Raw genomic sequence first — 25,732 nt, 5'->3', positions numbered from 1 at the left:
CGGTGACAGGCGAGCAGTAAACCTTAAAAATCGGCGGGCTGACGAAACGTCATGGCATTACCAAATGCCGGGTGGGTAATGGTCAGTGACTCCGCATGCAGCAGTAAACGGGGCGCCATCGCTTTGGCCTCCGGATGCGCATAGAAGTTATCCCCCAGAATCGGATGGCCCAGCGCCAGCATATGCACCCGCAGCTGGTGTGAGCGGCCGGTAATCGGTTTCAGCGAAACACGCGCACTGTTATCCGCACGATATTCCAGCACCTGATATTCCGTCTGCGCGGCTTTGCCGGTTTCGAAGCAGACCATCTGCTTCGGACGATTTGGCCAGTCGCAAATCAGCGGCAGGTCAACCAATCCCTCTTCCTTCGCCGGATGACCCCAGATGCAGGCCACGTAAGTCTTGGAAGGCTCCCGCTCACGGAACTGTCGTTTCAGCTCGCGCTCAGCAGCCTTAGTCAGCGCCACGACCATCACGCCGCTGGTCGCCATATCCAGTCGGTGGACAGATTCAGCCTGCGGGAAATCACGCTGAACCCGCGTCATCACGCTATCTTTATGTTCGTCCAGCCGACCGGGTACCGAGAGCAGACCGCTGGGTTTGTTCACCACCATGATGTGCGCATCCTGATAAAGGATGTGCAGCCAGGGTTCACGCGGTGGATTGTAAGGTTCCATGGGGCTTTCCAAAAATAAGGGGCCATGCGGCTGAGATTGTAGACAAAGTCTGGCCCGCTTAGCTGTGATAGCGTGCCAGCGCAGGAAACACGGTCAGATCGGAAAGACGCAAAAGCTGTCATCCCTGACAAGCTCGGCCCGCGCGATTACGCACCTCATCCCTGAGGTGCGCCCGTTGCCGGGCCAACGCGTTGCGTTGTTCAAAAACGCTCCTGGCGTTTTTGTCCATGGCGCGGGACGCTTTCCTCCTCTGCCCCTGTTCCCTGCGTGTTGAGTTTCTCAGTTGCGGCCAGATTCATCCAGGCCCCTGAGCTTACTGGTGTGTCACCACAATCAGGCGCAGCGCGTCGAGACGCCAGTTGGCCTGATCGAGACTTTCCAGCACCTGTTCACGGTTGCTTTCCAGCGCCTCGACTTCATCGTCACGGATGTTCGGGTTCACCGCTTTCAGCGCGTTGAGACGGGAGAGCTCTGCGCCCAGCTTCTCGTTCGCTTCGGCACGCGCTGCATCAATCACCGCACGCGCTTCGCTAACCACGCTCTCTTCGCCCTGGGTCAGAATCGCATGCACATCCTGCTGCACCGCATTCACCAGTTTACTGGCGGTATGACGGTTAACCGCATTCAGCTGACGGTTAAAGCTTTCGAACTCTACTTTGTCCGCCAGGTTAGTGCCTTTGGTATCCATCAGCAGACGGATTGGCGTTGGCGGCAGGAACCGGGTCAGCTGCAGATGCTTCGGTGCCTGTGCTTCAACCACATAGATCAGCTCGACCAGCAGCGTCCCCACCGGCAGCGCCTTGTTCTTCAGCAGTGACAGTGCGCTGCTGCCGGTATCGCCCGACAGAATCAGATCCAGACCGTTGCGGATCAGCGGATGTTCCCAGGTAATGAACTGGGTATCTTCGCGCGACAGCGCCTGATCGCGGTTGAAGGTGATGGTGCAGCCATCTTCCGGCAGGCCAGGGAAATCGGGCACCAGCATGTGGTCGGAAGGGGTCAGCACGATCAGGTTATCGCTGCGATCTTCCTGATTGATACCAACGATATCAAACAGGTTGAGCGCGAAGTTCACCAGACCGGTGTCGTTATCCTGCTCGCTGATGGCATTGGCCAGTAGCTGAGCCGATTCGCCGCCGTTGGAGTTCAGCTCCAGCAGGCGATCGCGACCCTGTTCCAGCTGCAGTTTCAGCGCGTCATGCTGTTTACGGCAGTCGGTGATAAACGCATCAAAACCTTCGCTGTTTTCCGGCGCGGCCAGATAGCCGATCAGTTGCGAATGGACGCTGTCATAGATTGTCCGGCCGGTCGGGCAGGTGTGTTCAAACGCGTCCAGTCCTTCGTGATACCAGCGCAGCAGCACCGCCTGTGCGGTCTGCTCCAGCCACGGCACCAGAATCTGAATGTCGTGCGCCTGGCCAATACGATCCAGACGACCGATACGCTGCTCCAGCAGGTCCGGGTTAAACGGCAGGTCGAACATCACCAGACGGCTGGCAAACTGGAAGTTACGGCCTTCAGAACCGATCTCGGAGCACAACAGCACCTGCGCGCCATTCTCTTCTGAGGCGAACCAGGCGGCAGCACGGTCACGTTCAATGATCGACAGCCCTTCGTGGAACACCGCTGCGCGGATACCTTCGCGTTCACGCAGTACCTGCTCCAGCTGCAGCGCGGTTGCCGCTTTGGCGCAGATCACCAGCACTTTCTCTTTGCGGTTGGTGGTGAGATAGCCCATCAGCCATTCCACGCGCGGATCGAAGTTCCACCAGGTGCCGCTGTCGCCTTCAAATTCCTGATAAATCTGCTCCGGATAGAGCAGGTCACGCGCCCGCTCTTCTGCACTTTTGCGCGCGCCCATAATGCCGGAGACTTTAATCGCCGTCTGATACTGCGCAGGCAGCGGCAGGCGGATCTGGTGCAGTTCGCGTTTCGGGAAGCCTTTAACCCCGTTACGGGTGTTACGGAACAGCACGCGGCTGGTGCCGTGGCGGTCCATCAGCATGGAGATCAGCTCCTGACGCGCCTCCAGCTTGCCGTCACGGTCGCTGTTGGCGACCTGCAGCAGTGGCTCAATATCCTGCTCGCCGACCAGATCGTTGATCCGGTTCATCTCCTCCTGGGAGATTGCTTTATCGGCCAGCAGCGCCGTGACGGCATCGGCAATCGGACGGAAATGCTGCTGCTCTTCAACAAAGGCGGCAAAGTCATGGAAACGATTAGGGTCGAGCAGGCGCAGACGGGCGAAGTGACTCTCCATGCCCAGCTGCTCAGGCGTTGCGGTCAGCAGCAGAACCCCGGCGGTTTTCTCAGCCAGCTGTTCGATAACCTGATATTCACGGCTGGGCTCGCCTTCTGACCAGGCCAGATGGTGCGCTTCATCGACCACCAGCAGATCCCATTCGGCATCGGCCAGCATCTCAAGACGCTGCTTGTTACGGCGCACGAAGTCCAGTGAGCAGATAATCAGCTGCTCCGTCTCAAATGGGTTATCGCTGTCGTGCTGCGCTTCGGTATAGCGATCGTCATCAAACAGCGCAAAGCGCAGGTTGAAGCGGCGCAGCATCTCGACCAGCCACTGATGCTGTAAAGTTTCAGGTACCACGATCAGGACGCGGTCGGCACGGCCAGCCAGCAGCTGCTGCTGGATGATCATCCCGGCTTCAATGGTTTTACCCAGGCCAACTTCATCGGCCAGCAGGACGCGCGGCGCATGGCGACGGCCGACATCGTGGGCGATATGCAGCTGGTGAGGGATCAGGTTGGTGCGCATGCCGCGTAAGCCGCTGATTGGCAGACGATATTGCTCACTCTGGTATTTACGGGCGCGGAAGCGCAGGGCAAAACGATCCATCCGGTCGAGCTGGCCGGCAAACAGGCGATCCTGCGGCTTACTGAACACCAGCTTGCTGTCGAGCATGACTTCGCGCAGCATCACTTCGCTCTCTTCGGTATCCAGACGGGTACCGATATAGGTCATCAGGTCATTTTCGTTGCGTACTTCATCGACGCGCATCTGCCAGCCTTCGTGGCTGGTGATGGTATCACCCGGATTAAAGATGACGCGGGTAACTGGCGAATCGTTGCGGGCGTAGAGGCGGTTTTCCCCCGTGGCCGGAAACAGCAGGGTGATCATGCGGGTATCGATCGCCACCACGGTGCCCAGTCCCAGTTCACTTTCCGTATCACTAATCCAGCGCTGACCTAATGTAAAAACCATATATTTTTTGCTCGAATTTTAACGTTTTTAGAGGTGTTCCCAAAGCTCAGGCAATAGCGTTACCGCCAGACAACAAGGCCTGGAGCGTACTTAAGAGCGGTGAGTTTCAGGAAGGGCGCTATGGTACTGGATGGCAGGACGTTCGTCACCTGTCAAAAAAGCCCCAGCTGTCCGGTAATAAGTGTAGCAAAGTCCCCCTCGACAAAGGGCAGAATCCCCTCTGCAACCGGCTGAAGTTGCTTCGTCACGTAGTGGTCATAGTCCAGCGGCGTGCTGCGCGCCTCCAGTGGCTCGGGGCCTGCGGTGGCGATGACATAACGGATCCGGCCACCATTCTGGTACTGCAAGGGCCGGTTTAATTTACGATTGTGCTCATCGGCCAGCCTGGCGGCGCGCACGTGCGGGGGCACGTTTCGTTCATATTCTTTCAGCGGACGCCGCAGCCGCTTTTTGTAGATCAGCTGATCGTCGAGTTCACCCGCCAGCAGCTGCGCCACGGTTGTACGGATATAATCCTGCCACGGCTGACGGTGGAAGATACGGTGGTAGAGCTGCTGCTGGAACGCTTTTGCCAGCGGCGTCCAGTCTGTTCGCACCGACTCCAGCCCCTTAAAGACCATGCGCTCACCGGCGGCGTCACGAATCAGTCCGGCGTAGCGTTTCTTGCTGCCCTGTTCCGCGCCGCGAATGGTGGGCATCAGAAAACGGCAGAAGTGATTTTCATACTCCAGTTCCAGTGTGCTGGTCAGCCCCTGCGTCTGCTGCAGATGGTCGCGCCACCAGGCGTTCACTTTCTGCACCAGCTGCTGACCAATCGCGGCGGCATCTTCTTCATTGTGCGCCGACTTCAGCCAGACAAAGGTGGAGTCGGTGTCGCCATAGATGACGTCGTAGCCTTCCGCCTCAATCAGCGTTCGGGTCTGCTGCATGATGGCGTGACCGCGCAGCGTAATAGAAGAGGCAAGTCGCGGATCAAAGAAGCGGCAGGCGCTGGTGCCCAGCACGCCGTAAAAGGCGTTCATAATGATTTTCAGCGCCTGGGACAGCGGCTGATTATTCTGCTTTTTCGCCGCTTCGCGACCCAGCCAGATCTGTTCAACAATCGCAGGCAGGCAGTGGGTATGCCGCGAAAAACGCGCTTCACGGAAACCTTCAATCGAATCGGCATCATCAGGATGGGCCAGCCCTTCCACGAGACCCACCGGGTCAATCAGGAAGGTGCGGATAATCGACGGGTAGAGGCTTTTGTAATCCAGTACCAGCACTGAGTCATACAGGCCGGGGCGCGAATCCATCACATAACCGCCAGGACTGGCTTCCGGGGCCACATCACCCATGTTCGGGGCGACAAACCCGGCGCGATGCATCCGCGGAATATAGAGATGACCAAAGGCCGCTACCGAACCGCCGTGGCGATCCACCGCCAGTCCATTGACCGCCGCGCGTTCCAGCAGAAACGGCATAATCGCCGTTTTGTGAAAAATGCGCGTCACCAGTTCGCAGTCTTTCAGGTTGTAGCGCGCCAGCGCCGGTTTATCGTTGGCAAAGCGCCAGTTGATCTCCTCCATACGCTGCCAGGGATTATCAATCGCTTTCCCTTCTCCCAGCAGTTGCTGCGACACGGACTCGAGGCTGAATGAGGGAAAATCCCAGAACGCCGATTTCAGCGCGTCAATGCCATCAATAATCAACCGGCCACTGGCCTGAGCGAAAAATACGCCGGGTTTGAAGCCATGTTCACGCCACTCCAGCGCGGCCTGCTGGCGTCCCAGACGCAGCGGAATGCCGTAACGATCGGCATGCTTTTGTAATACCCGCAGGTCAAACTGCACGACGTTCCAGCCAATTAAGACATCCGGATCATGCTCTGCAAACCACTGGTTCAGCGCTTCAAGTAACTGCGGCCGGCTGTCGAGATAGATCAGCTCGAAATCCAGCGTGCTGGCATCACCGTTGGCCGGGCCGAGCATAAAGACCTGGCGCTGACCGCATCCCTCCAGCCCGATGCAGTAAAGCTCGCCATGCTGTGTGGTTTCAATGTCCAGCGAGACCCATTTCAGCGGCGGGCGATAGTCGGGATGGGGTTTGAGCCGCGCATTGACCACGCTGTCTCCGCGCTGCTCGCCGTCAAACCAGACCGGCGCGGTAATAAAACGCTCCATCAGGTAGCGCTCCGGCGGACGGATATCGGCTTCATAGACCGGAATACCCTCTTCGCGCAGCCGTTTTTCAATGCGCTGTAGCTGGCGGTTCTGCTGGCAGTAGAGGCCGAGAACCGGGCGACGCCGAAAATCTTTCAGCGCCAGCGACTGAATCCGAAACTGACGTTCATCTTTCAGTAATTCGCTGACCTGCGCCTGAAATTCCTCAGGAATAAACGCGACGGACTCCTGCACCGGCAGCACCACGCGCTGCGCGCCCGCATCGGTCGCGAGCCAGAGGATAATTTCGGTGCCATGCGGGCTGTCGCGCCAGTGGCGGGTGAGCAGAAAACCTGCACGGGGCATATTCAGATGTTCTCCGGACTCAGCATTTCAGGATGAGAAAACCGCTTCAGTATAACATGGATATTTATACAGTTCCCGCCACCCGCTTTTGTCAACATTGTCCTACAATTCTTGCCTTGACGCTGTGTGGCTGGCTCAGGACAATCCAGCCTTCTGCTTTTACTTAGGATGATTATGGAAGCCTGGATTCAACAACTGATTACGCAGTCCCTGGAGTGGGCGCTGTTTGCCGTTGCGCTGGTGACGTTTCTTGAGTCGCTGGCGCTGGTCGGGCTGTTGCTGCCAGGTACGGTGATGATGGCCAGTCTGGGCGCGCTGGTCGGCAGTGGCGAACTTGGCCTTTACCCGGCCTGGGCGGCGGGCTTTGCGGGCTGCCTGATTGGTGACTGGGTTTCCTACGGCATCGGCTGGAAATTTCAGGGGCCGCTGCACCGCTGGAAGTATCTGCAAAAGTATAAAGGCCTGCTGGATAAAACCGAGCACGCCCTGCATCAGCACAGCATGTTTACGATTCTGGTCGGACGCTTTGTTGGCCCCACGCGTCCGCTGATCCCGCTGGCGGCCGGTATGCTGGAGCTGCCGGTGCGTAAATTCCTGCCGCCGAACATTATCGGCTGCATTCTCTGGCCGCCGCTCTATCTGCTGCCCGGTATTCTGGCGGGTGTGGCGATCGATGTGCCCAAAGCCGCGCAGGGCGGCAGCTTTAAATGGCTGTTACTCGGCGCAGCACTGCTGATCTGGCTGGGTGTCTGGTTATGCTGGCGCTGGTGGCGCAGCGGCAAGAGTCGCGACTGGGCATCGGCCTGGCTGCCGCCTGAGCGCCTGCGCTGGGCAGGGCCGCTGGGGCTGGTGATTGCCGTCGCGGCTTTCGTCGGTATTCAGTTCCATCCGATGATGCCCATTTTCCGTCATCTGCTGTGGCAGGTTTTCTTCGCCTGAATCGCTTAACGACGCGGGATGCCGAGCACGTCGGCCTCCCGCGTGTCGCCCGACAGTAACTGTCGGGTCTCGCCATCCCAGTAAACCCGGCCATCCACAATCACCACGCTGCGCGGCGCAATCTGCTGGGCATCTTCCAGACTGTGCGACACCATCAGCAGCGTGATGCTGCGCGCGTCACACACCGAACGCACCAGTTGCAGCATCTCTCCACGCAGCGCGGGATCCAGTGCAGAAAAAGGCTCATCCAGCAGCAGCACCGGACGGTCACGCAGCAGACAGCGTGCCAGCGCCACGCGCTGTCGCTGTCCGCCTGACAGCTCGCCCGGCAGCCGCGTCAGCAGATCGCCTAATCCCACCTGATCGGCCAGCGCTGCAAGCTGCTGGCGCTGCCCGGCGCTCAGCTTCAGTCCGGGGTGCAATCCCAGCGCCATGTTCTGCTGCACGCTGAGGTGCGGAAACAGGTTGTTCTCCTGAAACAGCATCGAAACCGGCCGTCTGGCCGGCACGCTGTGGGTGTGCTCCTGGCCGTCAATCATCAGGGTGCCCTGTTTCACCGGCAGGAAACCGGCAATCAGGCTCAGCAGGGTGCTTTTACCGGCCCCGCTGGGGCCGAGGATCGCGATGCGCTCGCCGCGGGTGGCGTTGAGACTAAAGCGCATCGGCAGATGCTGATAAAGGTACGTGAGGTTATTCAGTGTCAGCATGGCGGCCTGGTAATTTTTCCATCAGGGTGAACAGCAACAAACAGAGCAGCAGCAGCAGCAGCGCGGTCACTGCACCGTCAGCACCGCGATAGGCACCGATCTGTTGATAAAGGTAGAACGGCAGGGTGCGGAAATCGGCAGTACCAAACAGCGCCACCACGCCAAAATCACCGATCGACAGCACGCAGGCAAAGGCCAGCGCCTGGGCCAGCGGACGTTTCAGCGCCCGCAGTTCAATCAGCCGCAGCCGGTTCCAGCCGTGGATATCCAGCGAATCACAGAGTCTGCCGTAACGCTCCGCGACGTCACGCATCGGGTTCTCCAGCACTTTCAGCGCATAGGGAATGGCGATCAGCGCATTGGTGAAGATCACCAGCCCGTCCGCCGACGCCGGCAGACCAATAGTGGCGTTAAACAACAGGAAAAAGCCGGTGGCGAGCACGATGCCTGGCATCGCCAGAATCAGCATGCCGCTGGTGTCGATAAGGGTTGCCGCCGCCGGGCGCTGACGCAGGCGCAGCTCGCGACTGCTCCACAGCAGCATCATGGTCAGCACCACACAGAGCAGACCGGCGCCGGTGGCGATGCGCAGTGAGGTAAACGTCGCCTGCCAGAGTGCAGGCTGCGCCAGCGCGCCGCGCAGTCCGCCGTGCAGACCATCGATGATGACCGCCGCCAGCGGGGGCAGCAGCAGGATCAGCGCCAGCAGGATCAGCAGCGCATCAACCAGCTGCGCCCCGCGCGAATCCTGCGGATCGCGCCAGCCGTTCAGCTGGCTGGTTCCGGCGGGAATGGCCTTGCTGAAGCGCTGGCTGAGCAGCACCAGCGTCACGCAGCAGCCAAGCTGGATCAGCGCCAGCAGTGCAGCGCGTCCCGGATCGTAGTCATAACTCAGCGCCTGGAAAATCGCCAGCTCGATGGTCGTCGCCTGCGGGCCGCCGCCCAGCGAGAGCACGGTGGCAAAGCTGGCGAAACAGAGCATGAAGATCAGCGCGCCGGTCGGCAGCAGCTGACGCCGCAGCCATGGCCACTCAAGCAGACGAAAATGGTGCCAGCCGCGCAGGTCGAGCTGTGCCGCCAGCTGACGCTGTTCCGCCGGAATGCTCTCCAGCGCCTGCAGCATCAGGCGGGTCGCCAGCGGCAGGTTAAAGAAGACGTGCGCCAGCAAAATGCCCGACAGACCGTAGGGAGAGAAGTGGTAATCAATCCCTGCCAGCTGGCACAGCTGCGCCAGCCAGCCGACACGACCATAGACGGTGAGCAGACCAAATACCGCCACCAGCACCGGCAGCACCAGGGTCATGGCGCACAGACGCAGCAGCAGCTGACGGCCAGGGAAACGGCGTCGATAGAGCGCGCGCGCCAGCGGCACCGCTGGCAGCAGCGACAACAGCGCGGAGAGCAGCGCCTGACCAAAAGAGAAGGCGATAACGTGATGCAGGTAATCATCCTGCAGCACGCTGCGCCAGTCATTCTCTGGCGCGGCGCTCCAGAGTGCACCGAAGGCCAGCAGCGCCACGCTGATTAACAGCAGCGTGGCGAGCGAACCGGGGATAAGCCAGCGCGGCATCAGCGGCTGACGGCGCGTTGCCACTGGCTGATCCAGCCTGAACGCTGGCTGGCAACCTCTTCCGGCGAGAACTGCAGAGCGGTGGCGGGCACAGTGAGTGCGCTAAAACCGGCAGGCAGTGGCGTGTCGATTACCGGGTACATCCAGTTACCGGTGGGAATCGTGCGCTGGAAGTCGGGTGACACCATAAACTTCATAAACTGCTGTGCCAGCGCCGGCTGCTTGCTGCTGGCTAACTGCGCGGCAACTTCAACCTGCAGATAGTGGCCCTCTGCAAACGGCGCGGCGGCATAGTTCTCTTTTTTCTCTTCGATGATGTGGTAAGCCGGTGAGGTGGTGTAGCTCAGCACCAGATCGCCTTCGCCCTTGAGGAACAGGCCATAGGCTTCACTCCAGCCTTTGGTCACCGTCACGGTTTTCTGCGCCAGCTTCTGCCACGCCTGCGGTGCCTGATCGCCATAGACTTTCTGCATCCACAACAGCAGGCCTAAGCCGGGGGTGCTGGTACGGGGATCTTCGTAGATCACCCGCCACTTCTCCGGGCTGTCGACCAGTTCTTTCAGGCTTTTTGGCGGATTCTTCAGCCGGGTTTTGTCATAGACAAACGCGAAGTAGCCATAATCAAACGGCACGAAGGTGGTGTTGTGCCAGCCGCCGGGCAGTTTTAATGTCGAGGTATCGACCTGACTTTCGGCAAACAGACCGGTTTTCTGCGCCGCCTGTACCAGATTGTTATCCAGCCCCAGTACCAGATCGGCTTTGCTGTTTTTCCCTTCCATGCGCACGCGGTTCAGCAGCGACACGCCATCTTCCAGCGTGACGAATTTCAGCTCGCAGTTGCACTGCGCCTCGAAGGCTTTTTTAACCGCCGGGCCAGGGCCCCAGTCAGCGGAGAAGGAGTCGTAGGTGTAGACCGTGAGAACCGGCTTAGCCGCCAGAACGGGGGCGGAGAGTAACAGCAGCACCGGCAGAACTTTGTTTAACACTTTGCGCTCCTTCAGGAGAATAGGGGATGAGTCGCAAAGGATCTGAGCACAGAGGCCTCCCAAATCCCTACGTCGGTATTAACCGAATCAGGTTCGACGGGTATCTCTCAGCTGCTTGCTGGCGGCAGGCGGCACCCCGTTGAGAACGTCACATTCTAGTCATTTCAGCGCCGGGGCGAAAGCCTCACAGCGCGGGTGGCGCGAACCAGGCGGATTTAAAATCAAACCAGCCCAGCGTATTCATCCGAACGCCGCGCATGCTGCGCTGACCTTCAAGCAACAGCCAGTGGTGAAACAGCGGATGAAGACCCGCTTCTTCGACTAACTGTTTACTCCATTCGGCCAGCGGCAGCGTTTTCTCGCGCCAGCGGGCCGCATCGCTGTGCCAGTCGATCGGCAGACAGTGATGCAGCAACGGGATCTCATAAAGCTGCGCAAACAGAGAGTAATTCAGCGGCAGGGTAAAGTTCACGCTGCCAAGCCAGATATCACTTTCCGCTTCGCCCTGATACCAGCTTTCGTAGCTGATCTCGCGGGTCTCCAGCGTGACGCCATGCTCTGCCAGCAGCGGACGCAGCGCGTTAGCGATGCCTTCATGCTCCACGTGCTGGCTGTACCAGGTCAGCGTCAGGTGGGTTAAGCCGGGCGGTTTTTCCACTGGCGTCAGGTCGCGCCGGTGATGCCAGCGCGGCAGCAGGCCATACGCCGGAAACCAGTAGCGCTGGTAGCCGACACCGGCGTGATTGAGCAGGGCGATAGGATTAAACAGGTAGCTGACCCAGCGCCGGACCGCCTCGTTGCGTCCCTGTTCTGAACGCTGGTCGAACAGCAGATAGTAGCAGCCCTCTTCAAGACGGCTCTCCTCCTGAATCTCATCGGCTCCGTCGCCCTGCAGGCGGACACCGGCATAGACCAGCTCATCGCTGATGTCGGGCAGTACCCAGATAGAGACATCATCAATCAGGGCGCGAAAACCAAAATAGTCATCAAACGCTTCGATCTTCAGCTGACTCTCCTGATTGCGGATCACCCGGTAAGGACCGGTGCCAACGGGCTGGCGGGCAAAATCGTGCAGCGTCGGCCATTCGCGCGGCAGGATCATCGCACTGACGCTGCCCAGCAGCCAGGGTAATCCCTCGTCGGGCTGGCTTAAGCGGATATCCAGCGTCCAGGGCGCGGGCGAGTCGATCTGCTCGATATGGGAAAAGAGCGGATGGGGGCGCTGACGCTCAAGCGTGGCCAGCACATCCTCCATCTCCAGTTCTCTGCCGTGATGAAAGCGAATCGCTGGACGCAGAAAGAAGCGCCAGTGAAGCGGGGAAGTCTGCTGCCAGTGGTGCGCAATATCGGGCTCGATTTCCCCGTTTTCCTCATTTATCCGCGTCAGGCTGTTAAAAATCTGTCGCGCAATGTGGGTTTCGGAGCGCCGCAGCGGCGAACCGGGCAGCAGATTGAGCAGCGGACGATAGTAGAGCACCCGCAGGATATGCTTGCCCTGACGGAAACTGCGCCCCAGATGCGCGGCGATCATCTGCCGTACCTGATTTTTATCGCCCACCAGCTGGACCAGCTGATCGATGCGATCCTGCTCCAGCAAATCCTCGGCACGTTGCTGCTGCAAAGCCAGTCCGGTATAGCAGAAGGTAAGCTGTGAACGCTTGCCGCGCCCGGCTTCCGCCTGCCAGATCAGCCAGCCCGCGGCCTGCATCCGGTTGAGCAGATTGCGCATATGGCGGCGCGAGCAGTGCAGCAGGTCAGCCAGTTCGCTAAGGGTAATCTCCTGCGTTTGCCCCTGACAGCTCTGCCACAGGCGAATGAACTGCTGCTTCAGACGTGATGAGGACATAAAAGAGGAACTCCCGGTGAAAAGCGATCTGTTTTTCTTGCCCTATTTTAAGAGCAAACTTTGCGTTATGGGAAGAGCGGGAGGCATTCAGTTCTGAATGGCGTTCGACCCTGACTTCGCTGTTCAGCGGAGTGCTTTTCTGAGTAGGGTGCATTTACACCGCCAGCAGATGATCTCTGCTGGCTTTTTTCATGTTGCGCGGTATCGTCTACCCTTCTTTTTTCCCCTCTGTTTGTTCTGTAAGGGATTTCGGTATGAAATCGCTGTTAACGCGGCAGCGCCGCATCAATCCGGTTTACCTCGCTTTTATGGTCGCCTCGTTCATGCTGGGCATCGCGGGCGCACTGCAGGCGCCGACGCTCAGCCTGTTTCTGACGCGCGAGGTGCAGGCGCGGCCCTTCTGGGTCGGACTGTTTTTCACCATCAATGCGGTGGCCGGTATCGTGGTGAGCATGCTGGTGGCAAAGCGCTCTGACAGCGTCGGCGATCGTCGTCATATCATTCTCTTCTGCTGCCTGATGGCGCTGGTCAATGCGCTACTGTTTGCCTTTACCCGCCACTATCTGACCTTACTGACGCTGGGCGTGCTGCTGTCAGCGCTGGCCAGCGTCTCAATGCCTCAGCTGTTTGCGCTGGCGCGGGAATATGCCGATCAGTCGGCGCGTGAAGCGGTGATGTTCAGTTCGGTGATGCGTGCGCAGCTGTCGCTGGCGTGGGTGATTGGGCCGCCGCTCTCCTTCGCGCTGGCGCTGAACTACGGCTTTGTGACGCTATTTATGGTGGCCGCCGCGCTGTTTCTGATCTGTATCCTGCTGGTCTGGTTCACCGTGCCGTCGGTGCCACGTTCGCAGCCCCTGATGCAAAGCGGCGGGCTGCCGCTAAGTGGCTGGCGCGATCGGGATGTGCGTTTACTGTTCCTGGCCTCAGTCGCGATGTGGACCTGCAACACGATGTATATCATCGATATGCCGCTCTATATCAGCACCACGCTGGGCCTGCCCGAGAAGCTGGCCGGTCTGCTGATGGGGACGGCGGCAGGGCTGGAGATCCCGGTGATGCTGCTGGCCGGACATTACGCGCGGCGTATCGGCAAGCGCCGGTTAATGCTGATCGCGGTGGCGGCTGGCGTACTGTTTTATCTGGGGCTGGTGCTATTCAATTCCCGCACGTCGCTGATGGTGTTGCAGCTGTTTAACGCGGTGTTTGTCGGGATTATTGCTGGCATAGGGATGCTGTGGTTTCAGGATCTGATGCCAGGACGGCCTGGTGCAGCGACCACCATGTTCACCAACTCGATCTCGACCGGCATGATTCTGGCTGGGGTGATTCAGGGAACGCTGAGTGAGCGACTGGGACATGAGGCGGTTTACTGGCTGGCATTCGGGCTGGCTATTGTGGCGCTGGTGATGTCGGCACGGGTGCGCGACGTATAAAGAAGAAGGGCGACCCGATGTCGTAATGCCAGTCAGTTAAGCGACAGGTGATAACGCAGTCTGGTGCCGCTCAGGGGCTGGCGGTCCTCGCGCCGCTGCGCGGTTCCTTCACTTCATTCGCCTGCCTGACGGACCGTCGGGGATGGCACATCCTGTGCCGCCCCGCCTTTCGCCCGCGTCCTGCGGGCTCTCCTGGCAGACTCATTCTGTTCAGCGCTGCGGATTGCCTGCTCCTGATCGCCACCAGTCTGCTCTTAAGCTTCTGGTGCGTGCTGTTAAAAAGGGCACGAGAGTCGAGGCCTGAGCGCCTCTGCTGCTGAAAGGGCTATCCGCAGCGCTGAGGCGTGACGGTGGGCCAGAAGTCCACGCCGGGAAGCGTGGACAGGTCGGGGCCGGCCAGGGAGGGCCGATCCCCGAACGGTTCGTCGGCACGACGTCAAAGCCGAAGGTACCGCGTGAGCGGCGCGAGGACGGCCCGGCAGCAGCAGAGGTGCGCTGGCCCGCACTGCGGCTTGCTCGGCCAGAAAAAAGGCTGCCACGTTTGACCGTGACAGCCTTTACAAATCTAATCTTAACTGATCAGCATTACGACCCAATGTCGCCCTGATTTTACTCAATTAGCGCAGGAAGGCGGGCTGATTCTGCTCATACTGCGAAATGGAGGCTTCGTGCTGCAGCGTCAGGCCGATGCTGTCCAGGCCGTTAATCATGCAGTGGCGGCGGAAGCTGTCGAGCTCGAACGAATAGACTTTATCGCCAGCGGTGACCGTCTGCGCTTCCAGGTCTACCGTAAAGCTGATGCCGGGCTGGTCCGCAACCAGTCTGAACAGCTCATCCACTTCCTCTTCGCTTAACTTCACCGGCAGCAGCTGGTTGTTGAAGCTGTTGCCATAAAAGATATCCGCGAAGCTCGGCGCAATCACCACGTGAAAACCAAAATCGGTCAGCGCCCAGGGCGCATGCTCACGTGAAGAGCCGCAGCCAAAGTTTTCACGCGCCAGCAGGATGCTGGTGCCTTTGAACTCAGGCTTGTTCAGCACAAAGCCGGGCGTTGGCACGGTGCCCGCGTCATCTTCAAAGCGCCAGTCGTGGAACAGATGCTGTCCAAAACCGGTGCGGGTGACCTTCTGCAAAAACTGCTTGGGAATGATCGCGTCCGTATCGACGTTCGCGGCATCCAGCGGCGCAACAATGCCGGTGTGCTGAGTAAATTTATTCGCCATGACTTAAGCTCCTGTCGTCAGTTCACGGATGTCGGCAAAGTGGCCGGTTACGGCAGCCGCCGCGGCCATTGCCGGGCTGACCAGATGAGTACGTCCACCACGGCCCTGACGGCCTTCAAAGTTACGGTTGCTGGTTGACGCGCAACGCTCGCCCGGATTCAGGCGGTCATTGTTCATCGCCAGACACATTGAGCAGCCTGGCAGACGCCATTCAAAGCCCGCTTCCAGGAAGATTTTGTCCAGACCTTCCGCTTCGGCCTGCGCTTTCACCGGGCCGGAACCCGGCACCACCATGGCGACCACGCCAGGCGCCACTTTGCGGCCTTTGGCGATGGCGGCGGCGGCACGCAGATCTTCGATGCGTGAGTTGGTGCAGGAGCCGATAAACACTTTATCAATCGCCACATCGGTCAGTTTGATGCCTGGCTGCAGGTTCATGTAGGCCAGGGCTTTTTCGGCTGAGGCGCGCTCAACCGGATCGGCGAACGAGGCCGGATTTGGGATCACCTGATCAACGGCAATAACCTGACCCGGATTGGTGCCCCAGGTGACCTGCGGTGCAATCTCTTCAGCATGCAGCGTTACCACCGCATCATATTTCGCGCCTTCGTCAGACTTCAGGGTGCGCCAGTAATCAACGGCCTGCTCCCATTTCTCACCCTGCGGCGAGAACTGACGACCTTTCAGATAGTTGAAGGTGGTCTCATCCGGTGCCACCAGGCCCGCTTTCGCACCCATCTCAATCGCCATGTTGCACAGGGTCATACGACCTTCCATGCTCAGCGCCTGAATCGCCGGACCGCAGAATTCGACCACATAGCCGGTTCCGCCTGCGCTGCCGGTTTTGCCGATGATCGCCAGCACGATATCTTTAGCCGTAATGCCGGTTGACGCCTGGCCCAGCACTTCAATCTTCATGGTTTTTGCCCGACCCTGTTTCAGGGTCTGGGTAGCAAACACATGTTCAACTTCAGAGGTGCCGATACCAAAGGCCAGCGAGCCAAACGCACCGTGCGTGGCGGTGTGCGAGTCACCGCACACAATCGTCATGCCCGGCAGCGTCATGCCCTGCTCAGGACCGATAACGTGGACGATGCCCTGGAACGGATGATTCAGGTCATACAGCTGTACGCCAAACTCAGCACAGTTCTTCATCAGCTCCTGCATCTGGATACGCGCCATCTCGCCCGATGCATTGATATCTTTGGTCTGCGTAGAAACGTTGTGATCCATGGTGGCAAAGGTTTTGCCCGGCTGACGGACTTTACGTCCGTGGGCGCGCAGACCATCAAAGGCCTGGGGCGAGGTCACCTCATGGATCAGATGGCGATCAATGTAGAGTAACGGCGTTTCTTCTGGCGTTTCATGGACGACATGTGCATCAAATAACTTCTGGTATAAGGTTTTCATTTTTTTATTTTTCCTCGGCGATAAAGCGGGCAATGATGCTGCCCATCTCATCTGTGCTGACCGCTGGACCATCACCGGCTAAATCTTTGGTGCGGTAGCCCTGTTCCAGCGCACGGCTGATGGCACGTTCGATACTGTCGGCAGCCTCATCGGCATTCAGGCTGTAACGCAGCAGCAGCGACAGTGACAGGATCTGGGCGACCGGGTTGGCAATATTCTGACCGGCGATATCCGGCGCCGAGCCACCCGCGGGTTCGAACAGGCCAAAGCCCGCTTCATTCAGGCTGGCGGAAGGCAGCATCCCCATCGAGCCGGTAATCATGGCGCACTCATCAGAGAGAATATCGCCGAACAGGTTGGAGCAGAGCAGCACGTCAAACTGCGACGGGTCTTTGATCAACTGCATGGTGGCGTTGTCGATATAGATGTGGCTCAGCTGCACGTCCGGGTACTCTTTGGCCACTTCGTTGACGATTTCACGCCACATCACGGAGGTCTGCAGCACGTTGGCTTTATCAACCGAGGTGACTTTGTTACGGCGTTTGCGCGCCGATTCAAACGCGATGCGGGCGATGCGCTCAATTTCGAAACGGTGATAAACCTCGGTATCAAATGCACGCTCTTCCGGGCCGCTGCCTTCACGTCCTTTCGGCTGACCAAAGTAGATGCCGCCGGTCAGTTCACGCACGCACAGAATGTCGAAGCCTTTGGCAGCAATGTCGGCGCGCAGCGGGCAAAATGCCTCCAGTCCGCTGTAGAGCGCAGCCGGACGCAGGTTACTGAACAGCTTAAAATGTTTGCGCAGCGGCAGCAGCGCACCGCGCTCCGGTTGCGATGCCGGCGGTAAGTGCTCCCACTTCGGGCCGCCAACGGAACCAAACAGGATCGCGTCGGCCTGCTCGCAGCCTGCAACCGTTGCGGGTGGCAGGGGTTCGCCATGCTGATCGATAGCAATGCCGCCGACCGCATACTCCTGGGTGGTGATCTGCATATCAAAGCGCTGACGAATGGCATCCAGCACTTTCATAGCCTGCGCCATCACTTCCGGGCCGATACCATCACCGGGTAAAACTGCGATATGAGATGAGCTGGACATGGTTATACGGTTTCCTTCTGATCTTTAAATTTGCGCTGCAATTCTTGTTCAACCTGACGGGCACGCCAGATATTGTTCAGAGCGTTGACCATCGCTTTGGCGGAGGACTCCACAATATCGGTCGCCAGACCAATGCCGTGGAACTTGCGGCCGTTGTAGCTCACGACGATATCGACCTGACCCAGCGCATTCTCGCCGTGGCCTTTCGCGGTCAGCTTGTAGTTAACCAGCTCGGCGTCGAACTGGGTGATACGGTTAATCGCCTGGTAGACCGCGTCAACCGGGCCATTACCGGTGGCTGCATCCGATTTAGCGACATCGCCGCAGCCCAGATTGACAGAGGCGGTGGCGGTGATGCTGGAACCGGTCTGGACGTTAAATTCGTGCAGCTGGAAATATTCCGGCTCTTCATTCTGCTTGTTGATGAAGGCCAGCGCTTCCAGGTCGTAATCGAAAACCTGCCCTTTTTTATCGGCCAGTTTCAGGAAGGCGTCATACAGCGTATCCAGATTGTAATCCTGCTCGGCATAGCCCATCTCTTCCATACGATGTTTTACCGCCGCGCGGCCAGAACGTGAGGTCAGGTTCAGCTGGATTTTGTGTAAGCCGATCGATTCCGGCGTCAGGATTTCATAGTTCTCGCGGTTCTTCAGCACGCCATCCTGATGAATACCCGAGGAGTGAGCGAAGGCGTTAGAGCCGACCACTGCCTTGTTCGCCGGGATCGGCATGTTGCAGATCTGGCTGACCATCTGGCTGGTACGGTAGATTTCCTGATGATTGATATTGGTATGCACGTTCATGATCTGCTGGCGGGTTTTAATCGCCATGATCACCTCTTCCAGCGCACAGTTACCGGCACGTTCACCCAGGCCATTCATCGTTCCTTCAACCTGACGCGCGCCCGCCTGTACGGCAGCCAGGGCGTTGCCGGTTGCCATACCCAGGTCATCGTGGGTGTGAACAGAGATAATTGCTTTGTCGATGTTAGGAACGCGATTCATCAGTTCGCCGATGATGTGGGCATACTCGCCTGGCAAGGTGTAGCCAACGGTGTCCGGGATGTTGATGGTGGTGGCACCGGCGTTAATCGTGGCTTCTACCATCCGGCACAGGTCATCAATCGGGGTACGGCCGCCATCTTCGCAGGAGAACTCAACGTCGCTGGTATAATTACGCGCACGTTTCACCATATGCACCGCACGCTCAATCACTTCCGGCAGCGTGCTGCGCAGTTTGGTGGCGATGTGCATCGGCGAGGTGGCGATAAAGGTATGAATACGGAAGGCTTCGGCAACACGCAGTGATTCGTACGCCGCATCAATATCTTTTTCCACACAGCGTGCCAGACCGCAAACCCGACTGTTTTTAATGGTGCGCGCAATGGTCTGCACAGACTCAAAGTCGCCCGGTGAGGAGACCGGGAAACCGACTTCCATCACATCCACGCCCATGCGCTCCAGCGCTAAAGCAATCTGCAATTTTTCTTTCACACTCAGGCTGGCCTGTAATGCCTGCTCACCGTCGCGCAGAGTGGTATCGAAAATAATGACTTGCTGACTCATCGTAATCATCCTTATGCTTTTTCTGGCCTGGCAACGAGCATAAAAAAACCCGCGACAGGCGCGGGTTTTTAACTTTCAGCAGGTTTGAATCAGTGTTTGATTCCGCCCACAAGTCTACCGCGCAAGCTGAGTGCGTTTAGTAGTAGACCGAGAAGGCGAACAGAACGAAACATGGATTCAAACCTTATAAAATGTTGTGCTGTACATATTGGTACTGGAATCACTCAGGGATGTCAACCTTCAATGCAGGGGTATTCTTAGTGGTGCCAGAGGAAGATATTCTGTTATTTAACGGTCAGGCAGCGTAATGAACAGCGCCGTAGTGGCTGCGGAGGCAATCGACCCGGGAATGAGCACTGATTCTGCGGGTCTTTGATTTTATTGTGTTGAAAATTAAAGACTTTATCGGGAAGGTATCTCACGAGGATACAGGATATATCACCTGCTCTTTAGCATAATCGAATGCGTCTCAGCGATTTACTGGTTAATTACGCCAGAAAAGAAAAGTGTCAGGCGATTGTGGGCCAGGGCAGCCGGGTAATAAGTTTTCGTTATTTCTTAGATCACGCTGAAAATAATTTCTTAATCAGCATTTTCCTCTGCGGTTCTGCCGCGTAATTAGTTTAATCCGCGCAGCCAATTCTTATCGGGCAGAGCCTTTACGCCCCTGCCTTTTAATTTACGTGGGTTTGCGGTTTGCCTGCCCGGTTAACTGCGGTTATGGTAATCGACCTACTCTCAGAAAAATAAACTCAACAGATTTCTCTGTAACCGGACAGCGGCAGTTGTTTCCGCTGTCATGCATAAACATAAGATTTTGATTGGCAAAGCAGGCACCAGGGCTTTGTGGTACGCGCTAACGGGCGTATTAACAGAGCCGGGTCCGCAAGCCTGGAGGCAGAAGATGGAGATGTTGTCAGGAGCCGAAATGGTCGTCCGTTCGTTAATCGATCAGGGCGTTAAGCAGGTATTCGGTTATCCGGGTGGCGCAGTGTTGGATATCTATGATGCGCTGCAAACCGTCGGGGGTATCGATCACATTCTGGTGCGTCATGAGCAGGGTGCGGTGCACATGGCTGACGGCCTGGCGCGCGCCACTGGTGAAGTCGGCGTGGTGCTCGTCACCTCCGGACCCGGCGCAACCAATGCGATTACCGGTATCGCCACCGCCTATATGGACTCGATTCCGCTGGTGATCCTCTCGGGTCAGGTTCCCTCGTCGCTGATTGGCTATGACGCCTTTCAGGAGTGCGACATGGTCGGCATCTCTCGTCCGGTAGTGAAGCACAGCTTCCTGGTGAAAAGTACCGAAGAGATCCCAACCGTGTTGAAAAAGGCGTTCTGGCTGGCTTCCACCGGACGTCCGGGGCCGGTGGTAATCGATCTGCCGAAAGATATTCTGAATCCGGCCAACAAGTTGCCTTATCACTGGCCGGAAACGGTGAGCATGCGCTCCTACAATCCGACCATTCAGGGCCATAAAGGTCAGATTAAGCGTGCGCTGACCACGTTGCTGGCCGCGAAGAAGCCGGTGATCTACGCTGGTGGTGGTGCCATTACCGCAGGCTGCGAAGCCGAACTGTTAAAGCTGGCCGAAAGCCTGAATATTCCGGTGACGACCTCGCTGATGGGCCTGGGCGCGTTCCCTGGCACTCATCGTCAGTGCGTTGGCATGCTCGGTATGCACGGCACGTACGAAGCCAACATGACGATGCACAATACCGACCTGATTTTTGGTATTGGTGTTCGCTTTGATGACCGCACCACCAACAACCTGGCGAAGTATTGTCCTAACGCCACGGTGATGCATATCGATATCGACCCGACCTCTATCTCTAAGACGGTGGCGGCGGATATCCCGATTGTCGGTGATGCGAAGCAGGTGCTGCAGCAGATGCTGGAGTTGCTGGCGCAAAGTGAAAGCCAGCGCGCTGAGAGCCTGCACGACTGGTGGCAGGAGATTGAGGGCTGGCGCAGTCGTCACTGCCTGGAATTTGATCGCACCAGCGACAAAATCAAGCCGCAGGCAGTGATTGAAACCATCAGCCGTCTGACCAAAGGCGATGCGTATGTGACCTCGGATGTGGGCCAGCACCAGATGTTTGCTGCGCTCTATTATCCTTTCAACAAACCGCGTCGCTGGATCAACTCCGGCGGTCTGGGCACCATGGGCTTTGGCCTGCCTGCTGCGCTGGGCGTGAAGATGGCGCTGCCGGATGAAACAGTCATCTGCGTAACGGGCGATGGCAGTATCCAGATGAACATTCAGGAGCTTTCCACCGCGCTGCAGTACGATCTGCCGGTGCTGGTGCTGAACCTGAACAACCGGGTGCTGGGCATGGTGAAGCAGTGGCAGGATATGATCTACTCCGGTCGTCACTCCCAGTCTTACATGGAGTCGCTGCCTGACTTCGTGCGTCTGGCGGAAGCCTACGGCCACGTCGGGATCGCGATTGAGCACCCGGCTGAGCTGGAAGAGAAACTGGCGCTGGCGCTGGAAACCCTGGCGAAGGGACGTCTGGTATTTGTGGATGTCACCGTTGACGGTAGCGAGCATGTTTACCCGATGCAGATTCGCGGTGGCAGCATGGATGAGATGTGGTTGAGCAAAACGGAGAGGACATAATTATGCGTCGTATTTTATCAGTTCTGCTGGAGAACGAATCCGGCGCATTATCCCGTGTCGTCGGCCTGTTCTCACAGCGCGGCTATAACATTGAGAGCCTGACCGTGGCACCAACGGATGATCCTACGCTGTCGCGGATGACCATTCAGACGGTGGGCGATCAAAAGGTGCTGGAGCAGATTGAAAAGCAGCTGCACAAGCTGGTAGATGTGCTGCGCGTTACCGAGCTGGGGCAGGGCGCCTATGTTGAGCGCGAAATCATGCTGGTGAAGATTCAGGCGAGCGGCTACGGACGTGAAGAGGTGAAGCGTAACGCCGAGATCTTTCGTGGTCAGATCATCGACGTAACGCCGACGCTGTACACGGTTCAGCTGGCAGGCACCAGTGACAAACTGGACGCCTTCCTGAATACCGTTCGCGATGTCGCCGAAATTGTTGAAGTGGCACGCTCCGGTATCGTCGGCGTTTCACGCGGCGATCGTATCATGCGTTAATCACGCAGCGTCATCATCAATCCTCACCTAACCCGGCGAAATGCCGGGTTTTTTTATTTTTTATGCGCCAGGCGAGTTACATTCAGAAAAGCGGTTGCTCCGCGCACTTTTCTGCTGTTAGATGATAGCCATGAGTTATCCATAGCTTAACTGCGGCTATTTCTGCCGTAAAAGCGGATTTGATGGTGGGGTTATCGTGAAACTGGATGAAATTGCGCGTTTGGCAGGCGTGTCGCGCACCACGGCCAGTTATGTGATCAATGGCAAAGCGCGGCAGTATCGTGTCAGCGACAAAACCGTTGAGAAAGTCATGGCGGTGGTACGTGAGCATAATTATCACCCCAATGCGGTGGCTGCCGGGCTGCGCGCCGGGCGTACGCGCTCTATTGGGTTAGTGATCCCCGATCTGGAAAATACCAGTTATACCCGTATTGCGAACTATCTTGAGCGGCAGGCCCGTCAGCGCGGCTATCAGCTGCTGATCGCCTGTTCTGAAGATCAGCCCGATAACGAGATGCGCTGCATTGAGCATCTGTTACAGCGCCAGGTCGATGCGATCATCGTCTCTACCTCGTTACCGCCAGAGCATCCCTTTTATCAGCGCTGGATCAACGATCCCCTGCCGATTATTGCGTTAGATCGCGCGCTGGATCGTGAACATTTCACCAGCGTAGTGGGTGCCGATCAGGACGATGCCCATATGCTGGCGGCTGAACTGCGTCAGCTTGAGGTCAAAAATGTGCTGTTCCTCGGTGCGTTACCCGAGCTGTCGGTAAGTTTCCTGCGCGAGCTGGGTTTCCGCGATGCATGGAAAGACGATCCCCGGCCGATTGACTATATCTACTGCAATAGCTTCGAACGCACAGCCGCCGCGGCACTGTTTGAACAATACCTTGAAGATCACCCGATGCCCGAGGCGCTTTTTACCACCTCATTTGGCTTGCTGCAGGGTGTGATGGATGTGACGCTGAAACGAGACGGACGGCTTCCGACCGAGCTGGCCATCGCCACCTTTGGCGACCACGAATTACTGGACTTTCTTGAGTGTCCGGTGCTGGCGGTGGGTCAGCGTCATCGCGACGTGGCAGAGCGCGTGCTGGAATTAGTTTTAGCCTCGCTGGATGAACCCAGAAAACCAAAACCCGGGTTAACCCGCATTCGCCGTAATTTATACCGTCGCGGACAATTAAGCCGAAAAGTTAAATGAGCCACGGGCAGTATTACGCTGCCCGCCCATTTTATTTAAAGATTTAACTGATTAAATAAACAGGTCGACGTAAAAAAGCGTAAATTCTGCTCATCAAATCTAACAAAGCAGAAAGGGTTATTTTTATTATCTGCTTACAACTTCAACAAACTTACTTTCCCGTCTGGCCTTAAGCCGCTGGGCTTCCTTTCGGAAATCCCCTAAAATGCCGCCGCTGTCTCAGAAACCACGATTAATATTTAGCCCTTTACATTGTTTCATTTTTAGTCGTTTTTTCCCGGGTCGTTTTTTTTATTCAGGTATTCATCGGCTTAATTTTTACTTTCCCCTTTTATTCGTTTATATCGTCGCCAGAGATTAATTCTTCACTCTGTAAATAGTGATATTCACCTGCCGCTCCGGCTTGACAAGGATTTCATGGGATCCTTAAACTCGTTTCGTGGTAAAAAGTGGGATAAAGTGGCGTAAATGGGTGATGAGGAGAAGAGACTGGCATGTTCCGCGGAGCAACGTTAGTCAATCTCGACAGCAAAGGGCGGCTCGCCGTACCTACGCGATATCGCGATTTGCTGATTGGGGAGTCTCAGGGGCAGATGGTCTGTACCATCGACCTCCACCAGCCATGCCTGTTGCTTTATACCCTGCCCGAATGGGAAATCATTGAAAAAAAGCTGGCACGCCTTTCCAGTATGAATCCACTTGAGCGCCGCGTGCAGCGTTTGCTGCTGGGGCATGCCAGTGAATGTCAGATGGATAATGCAGGCCGCCTGCTGCTGGCGAATACGCTTCGGCAGCACGCAAAATTAACCAAAGAAGTGATGCTGGTTGGACAGTTCAATAAATTTGAGCTGTGGGATGAACAGACCTGGTATCAACAAGTCAGGGACGATATTGACGCAGAACAGTCGGCTCAGGAGCCTTTATCTGAGCGGTTGCAGGACTTGTCGCTATAGCTATGCAGGAAAATTTCAAACATACCACCGTGCTGTTGGATGAGGCGGTTAACGGCCTCAATATCAGGGAAGACGGTATTTACATCGACGGCACTTTTGGTCGTGGTGGCCATTCACGCCTGATTCTTTCGCAGCTGGGAGAGAAGGGAAAGCTGATCGCCATCGATCGTGATCCGCAAGCTATCGCCGCTGCCGCAGAGATCACCGACCCGCGTTTTTCAATTATTCATGGCCCTTTTTCCGCGCTGGCAGAGTATGTCTCCGAACGGGATCTGGTCGGAAAGATTGACGGCATTTTGCTGGACCTGGGGGTTTCATCACCGCAGCTGGATGACGCCGAACGTGGCTTCTCCTTTATGCGTGACGGACCGCTGGATATGCGAATGGACCCTTCGCGCGGGCACTCCGCCGCAGAATGGTTGCTGCACGCAGAAGAGGCGGATATCGCGTTTGTCCTGAAGACCTACGGTGAAGAGCGATTCGCCAAACGCATCGCCCGGGCCATTGTCGAGCGTAATCGTGAACAGCCGATGACCCGGACCCGGGAACTGGCTGAGGTGATCTCAATCGCCATGCCGGTAAAAGATAAGTTTAAGCATCCGGCTACGCGCAGCTTCCAGGCGATTCGTATCTGGATTAACAGCGAACTGGAAGAGATCGATATTGCCCTGAAAGGCGCTGTTGAAGTGCTGGCCCCGCAGGGCCGCCTCTCTGTTATCAGCTTCCATTCACTGGAAGATCGGCTGGTGAAGCGCTTTATGCGCGATCAGAGTCGCGGGCCGCAGGTGCCGCCTGGGATTCCCATGACTGAACATCAGCTGCGTGCCCTGGGTGGGCGTGAACTGAAGTTGCTCGGCAAAATGTCGCCGGGTGACGCTGAAGTCTCTGAAAACCCACGTGCGCGCAGCTCGGTATTACGTATCGCGGAGAAAACCGACGCATGATCGGTAATGAGCGTCACAGTCTGCCTGCCGTTATCGGCGGGGATCTGCTGCGAAAGGGCAAGATTCCGGTGCTGTTGCTGATCGCTGTGGTGGTTTCTGCCGTGCTGGTGGTGACCACCACCCATAAAACACGACTGTTAACCGCGCAGCGCGAACAGCTGGTGCTGGAGCGTGACGCACTCGATATCGAGTGGCGCAACCTGATCCTGGAAGAGAATGCACTGGGCGATCACAGCCGTGTTGAACGCATCGCCACCGAGAAGCTGCAACTGCAGCACGTTGATCCTTCACAAGAAAATATCGTGGTGCAGAAATAAGGACCTCAGATA

20 protein-coding genes and 1 riboswitch are annotated in these 25,732 nt (G+C 57.3%); of the genes, 8 read left to right on the top strand and 12 right to left on the bottom strand.

Annotated elements, in window-relative coordinates; genetic code table 11:
• Positions 1-23: 23 nt before the first annotated feature.
• From rluA to polB, 3 genes are all read right to left on the bottom strand, one after another.
• Positions 24-677, bottom strand: a complete 654-nt coding sequence (gene rluA, locus ACO6VX_RS19400) for a bifunctional tRNA pseudouridine(32) synthase/23S rRNA pseudouridine(746) synthase RluA (RefSeq protein WP_010253813.1) — start codon at positions 675-677, stop codon at positions 24-26.
• A gap of 313 nt (positions 678-990) precedes the next feature.
• A complete protein-coding gene (gene rapA / locus ACO6VX_RS19395) occupies positions 991-3,897 on the bottom strand; it encodes an RNA polymerase-associated protein RapA (RefSeq protein ID WP_010253817.1) in 2,907 nt (968 codons plus the stop codon).
• A gap of 152 nt (positions 3,898-4,049) precedes the next feature.
• Positions 4,050-6,410, bottom strand: a complete 2,361-nt coding sequence (gene polB, locus ACO6VX_RS19390; protein ID WP_337037855.1) for a DNA polymerase II — start codon at positions 6,408-6,410, stop codon at positions 4,050-4,052.
• 168 nt (positions 6,411-6,578) lie between these two features.
• Between polB and ACO6VX_RS19385 the strand changes: the two genes are divergently transcribed.
• Entirely contained in the window at positions 6,579-7,343 is a 765-nt protein-coding gene (locus ACO6VX_RS19385) for a DedA family protein (RefSeq protein ID WP_010253821.1), read from the top strand.
• Between the two features lie 5 nt (positions 7,344-7,348).
• Here the strand turns inward: ACO6VX_RS19385 and thiQ are convergent, their stop codons facing one another.
• The 4 genes from thiQ to sgrR all read right to left on the bottom strand — a co-directional run bounded on the left by thiQ (position 7,349) and on the right by sgrR (position 12,452).
• Positions 7,349-8,050 carry a thiamine ABC transporter ATP-binding protein ThiQ gene (gene thiQ / locus ACO6VX_RS19380; RefSeq protein WP_061901764.1) on the bottom strand — a complete coding sequence of 234 codons (702 nt, stop codon included), beginning with the start codon at positions 8,048-8,050 and terminating at the stop codon, positions 7,349-7,351.
• On the bottom strand, positions 8,034-9,644 hold the full coding sequence (gene thiP / locus ACO6VX_RS19375) for a thiamine/thiamine pyrophosphate ABC transporter permease ThiP (protein WP_033787387.1): 1,611 nt from the start codon (positions 9,642-9,644) through the stop codon (positions 8,034-8,036). Before thiP ends, thiQ begins: the two co-directional genes overlap by 17 nt.
• Positions 9,620-10,606, bottom strand: a complete 987-nt coding sequence (gene thiB / locus ACO6VX_RS19370) for a thiamine ABC transporter substrate binding subunit (protein ID WP_122889270.1) — start codon at positions 10,604-10,606, stop codon at positions 9,620-9,622. The genes thiP and thiB overlap by 25 nt, the downstream gene beginning before the upstream one ends.
• Before the next feature lie 46 nt (positions 10,607-10,652).
• A riboswitch (TPP riboswitch) is annotated at positions 10,653-10,755 on the bottom strand.
• 35 nt (positions 10,756-10,790) lie between these two features.
• A complete protein-coding gene (sgrR, locus tag ACO6VX_RS19365; protein ID WP_422458274.1) occupies positions 10,791-12,452 on the bottom strand; it encodes an HTH-type transcriptional regulator SgrR in 1,662 nt (553 codons plus the stop codon).
• 254 nt (positions 12,453-12,706) lie between these two features.
• Here sgrR and ACO6VX_RS19360 point away from each other — a divergent pair, with 254 nt between their 5' ends.
• Entirely contained in the window at positions 12,707-13,885 is a 1,179-nt protein-coding gene (locus ACO6VX_RS19360; RefSeq protein WP_010253833.1) for an MFS transporter, read from the top strand.
• 617 nt (positions 13,886-14,502) lie between these two features.
• On the opposite strand, the gene leuD is transcribed toward ACO6VX_RS19360, so the two are convergent.
• From leuD to leuL, 5 genes are all read right to left on the bottom strand, one after another.
• On the bottom strand, positions 14,503-15,108 hold the full coding sequence (gene leuD, locus ACO6VX_RS19355) for a 3-isopropylmalate dehydratase small subunit (protein ID WP_010253835.1): 606 nt from the start codon (positions 15,106-15,108) through the stop codon (positions 14,503-14,505).
• 3 nt (positions 15,109-15,111) lie between these two features.
• The gene (gene leuC, locus ACO6VX_RS19350) at positions 15,112-16,518 is read right to left on the bottom strand and encodes a 3-isopropylmalate dehydratase large subunit (RefSeq protein WP_010671818.1); all 1,407 of its coding nucleotides are present in this window, start codon (positions 16,516-16,518) and stop codon (positions 15,112-15,114) included.
• A gap of 4 nt (positions 16,519-16,522) precedes the next feature.
• A complete protein-coding gene (gene leuB / locus ACO6VX_RS19345) occupies positions 16,523-17,614 on the bottom strand; it encodes a 3-isopropylmalate dehydrogenase (protein ID WP_022625403.1) in 1,092 nt (363 codons plus the stop codon).
• Between the two features lie 2 nt (positions 17,615-17,616).
• Complete coding sequence (leuA, locus tag ACO6VX_RS19340; protein ID WP_045140777.1) at positions 17,617-19,179, bottom strand: 2-isopropylmalate synthase; 1,563 nt, start codon at positions 19,177-19,179, stop codon at positions 17,617-17,619.
• A gap of 89 nt (positions 19,180-19,268) precedes the next feature.
• On the bottom strand, positions 19,269-19,352 hold the full coding sequence (leuL, locus tag ACO6VX_RS19335; RefSeq protein WP_099257765.1) for a leu operon leader peptide: 84 nt from the start codon (positions 19,350-19,352) through the stop codon (positions 19,269-19,271).
• 731 nt (positions 19,353-20,083) lie between these two features.
• Between leuL and ilvI the strand changes: the two genes are divergently transcribed.
• The 6 genes from ilvI (at position 20,084) to ftsL (ending at position 25,720) form a co-directional block, all read left to right on the top strand.
• Positions 20,084-21,805: an acetolactate synthase 3 large subunit gene (gene ilvI / locus ACO6VX_RS19330; protein ID WP_409390881.1), complete on the top strand. Its 1,722-nt coding sequence runs from the start codon at positions 20,084-20,086 to the stop codon at positions 21,803-21,805.
• Between the two features lie 2 nt (positions 21,806-21,807).
• On the top strand, positions 21,808-22,299 hold the full coding sequence (gene ilvN, locus ACO6VX_RS19325) for an acetolactate synthase small subunit (RefSeq protein WP_010253849.1): 492 nt from the start codon (positions 21,808-21,810) through the stop codon (positions 22,297-22,299).
• Positions 22,300-22,495: 196 nt separating this feature from the next.
• Positions 22,496-23,506 carry a catabolite repressor/activator gene (gene cra, locus ACO6VX_RS19320; RefSeq protein WP_010253851.1) on the top strand — a complete coding sequence of 337 codons (1,011 nt, stop codon included), beginning with the start codon at positions 22,496-22,498 and terminating at the stop codon, positions 23,504-23,506.
• Between the two features lie 494 nt (positions 23,507-24,000).
• Positions 24,001-24,459, top strand: coding sequence for a division/cell wall cluster transcriptional repressor MraZ (gene mraZ / locus ACO6VX_RS19315; protein WP_009092149.1), 459 nt, complete (start codon positions 24,001-24,003; stop codon positions 24,457-24,459).
• Between the two features lie 2 nt (positions 24,460-24,461).
• Positions 24,462-25,403 carry a 16S rRNA (cytosine(1402)-N(4))-methyltransferase RsmH gene (gene rsmH, locus ACO6VX_RS19310; protein ID WP_010253859.1) on the top strand — a complete coding sequence of 314 codons (942 nt, stop codon included), beginning with the start codon at positions 24,462-24,464 and terminating at the stop codon, positions 25,401-25,403.
• Positions 25,400-25,720: a cell division protein FtsL gene (ftsL, locus tag ACO6VX_RS19305; protein WP_003854764.1), complete on the top strand. Its 321-nt coding sequence runs from the start codon at positions 25,400-25,402 to the stop codon at positions 25,718-25,720. Before rsmH ends, ftsL begins: the two co-directional genes overlap by 4 nt.
• Positions 25,721-25,732 lie beyond the last annotated feature (12 nt).

This window comes from Pantoea sp. BJFS-204 (assembly GCF_049310725.1).
In the GTDB taxonomy this organism is placed as follows: Bacteria; Pseudomonadota; Gammaproteobacteria; order Enterobacterales; family Enterobacteriaceae; genus Pantoea; species Pantoea agglomerans.
This window is presented reverse-complemented; position numbering and strand designations above follow the sequence as displayed.

Excerpts from the sequence above, each read along its gene's own strand:
- ACO6VX_RS19385 (WP_010253821.1), top strand. The coding sequence starts at position 6,579 with ATGGAAGCCTGGATTCAACAACTGATTACGCAGTCCCTGGAGTGGGCG.
- rluA (WP_010253813.1), bottom strand. The coding sequence starts at position 677 with ATGGAACCTTACAATCCACCGCGTGAACCCTGGCTGCACATCCTTTAT.
- leuC (WP_010671818.1), bottom strand. The coding sequence starts at position 16,518 with ATGAAAACCTTATACCAGAAGTTATTTGATGCACATGTCGTCCATGAA.
- ACO6VX_RS19360 (WP_010253833.1), top strand. The coding sequence starts at position 12,707 with ATGAAATCGCTGTTAACGCGGCAGCGCCGCATCAATCCGGTTTACCTC.
- mraZ (WP_009092149.1), top strand. The coding sequence starts at position 24,001 with ATGTTCCGCGGAGCAACGTTAGTCAATCTCGACAGCAAAGGGCGGCTC.
- sgrR (WP_422458274.1), bottom strand. The coding sequence starts at position 12,452 with ATGTCCTCATCACGTCTGAAGCAGCAGTTCATTCGCCTGTGGCAGAGC.
- leuA (WP_045140777.1), bottom strand. The coding sequence starts at position 19,179 with ATGAGTCAGCAAGTCATTATTTTCGATACCACTCTGCGCGACGGTGAG.
- rapA (WP_010253817.1), bottom strand. The coding sequence starts at position 3,897 with ATGGTTTTTACATTAGGTCAGCGCTGGATTAGTGATACGGAAAGTGAA.
- thiQ (WP_061901764.1), bottom strand. The coding sequence starts at position 8,050 with ATGCTGACACTGAATAACCTCACGTACCTTTATCAGCATCTGCCGATG.
- rsmH (WP_010253859.1), top strand. The coding sequence starts at position 24,462 with ATGCAGGAAAATTTCAAACATACCACCGTGCTGTTGGATGAGGCGGTT.
- ilvN (WP_010253849.1), top strand. The coding sequence starts at position 21,808 with ATGCGTCGTATTTTATCAGTTCTGCTGGAGAACGAATCCGGCGCATTA.
- leuL (WP_099257765.1), bottom strand. The coding sequence starts at position 19,352 with ATGTTTCGTTCTGTTCGCCTTCTCGGTCTACTACTAAACGCACTCAGC.
- ftsL (WP_003854764.1), top strand. The coding sequence starts at position 25,400 with ATGATCGGTAATGAGCGTCACAGTCTGCCTGCCGTTATCGGCGGGGAT.
- leuD (WP_010253835.1), bottom strand. The coding sequence starts at position 15,108 with ATGGCGAATAAATTTACTCAGCACACCGGCATTGTTGCGCCGCTGGAT.
- leuB (WP_022625403.1), bottom strand. The coding sequence starts at position 17,614 with ATGTCCAGCTCATCTCATATCGCAGTTTTACCCGGTGATGGTATCGGC.
- ilvI (WP_409390881.1), top strand. The coding sequence starts at position 20,084 with ATGGAGATGTTGTCAGGAGCCGAAATGGTCGTCCGTTCGTTAATCGAT.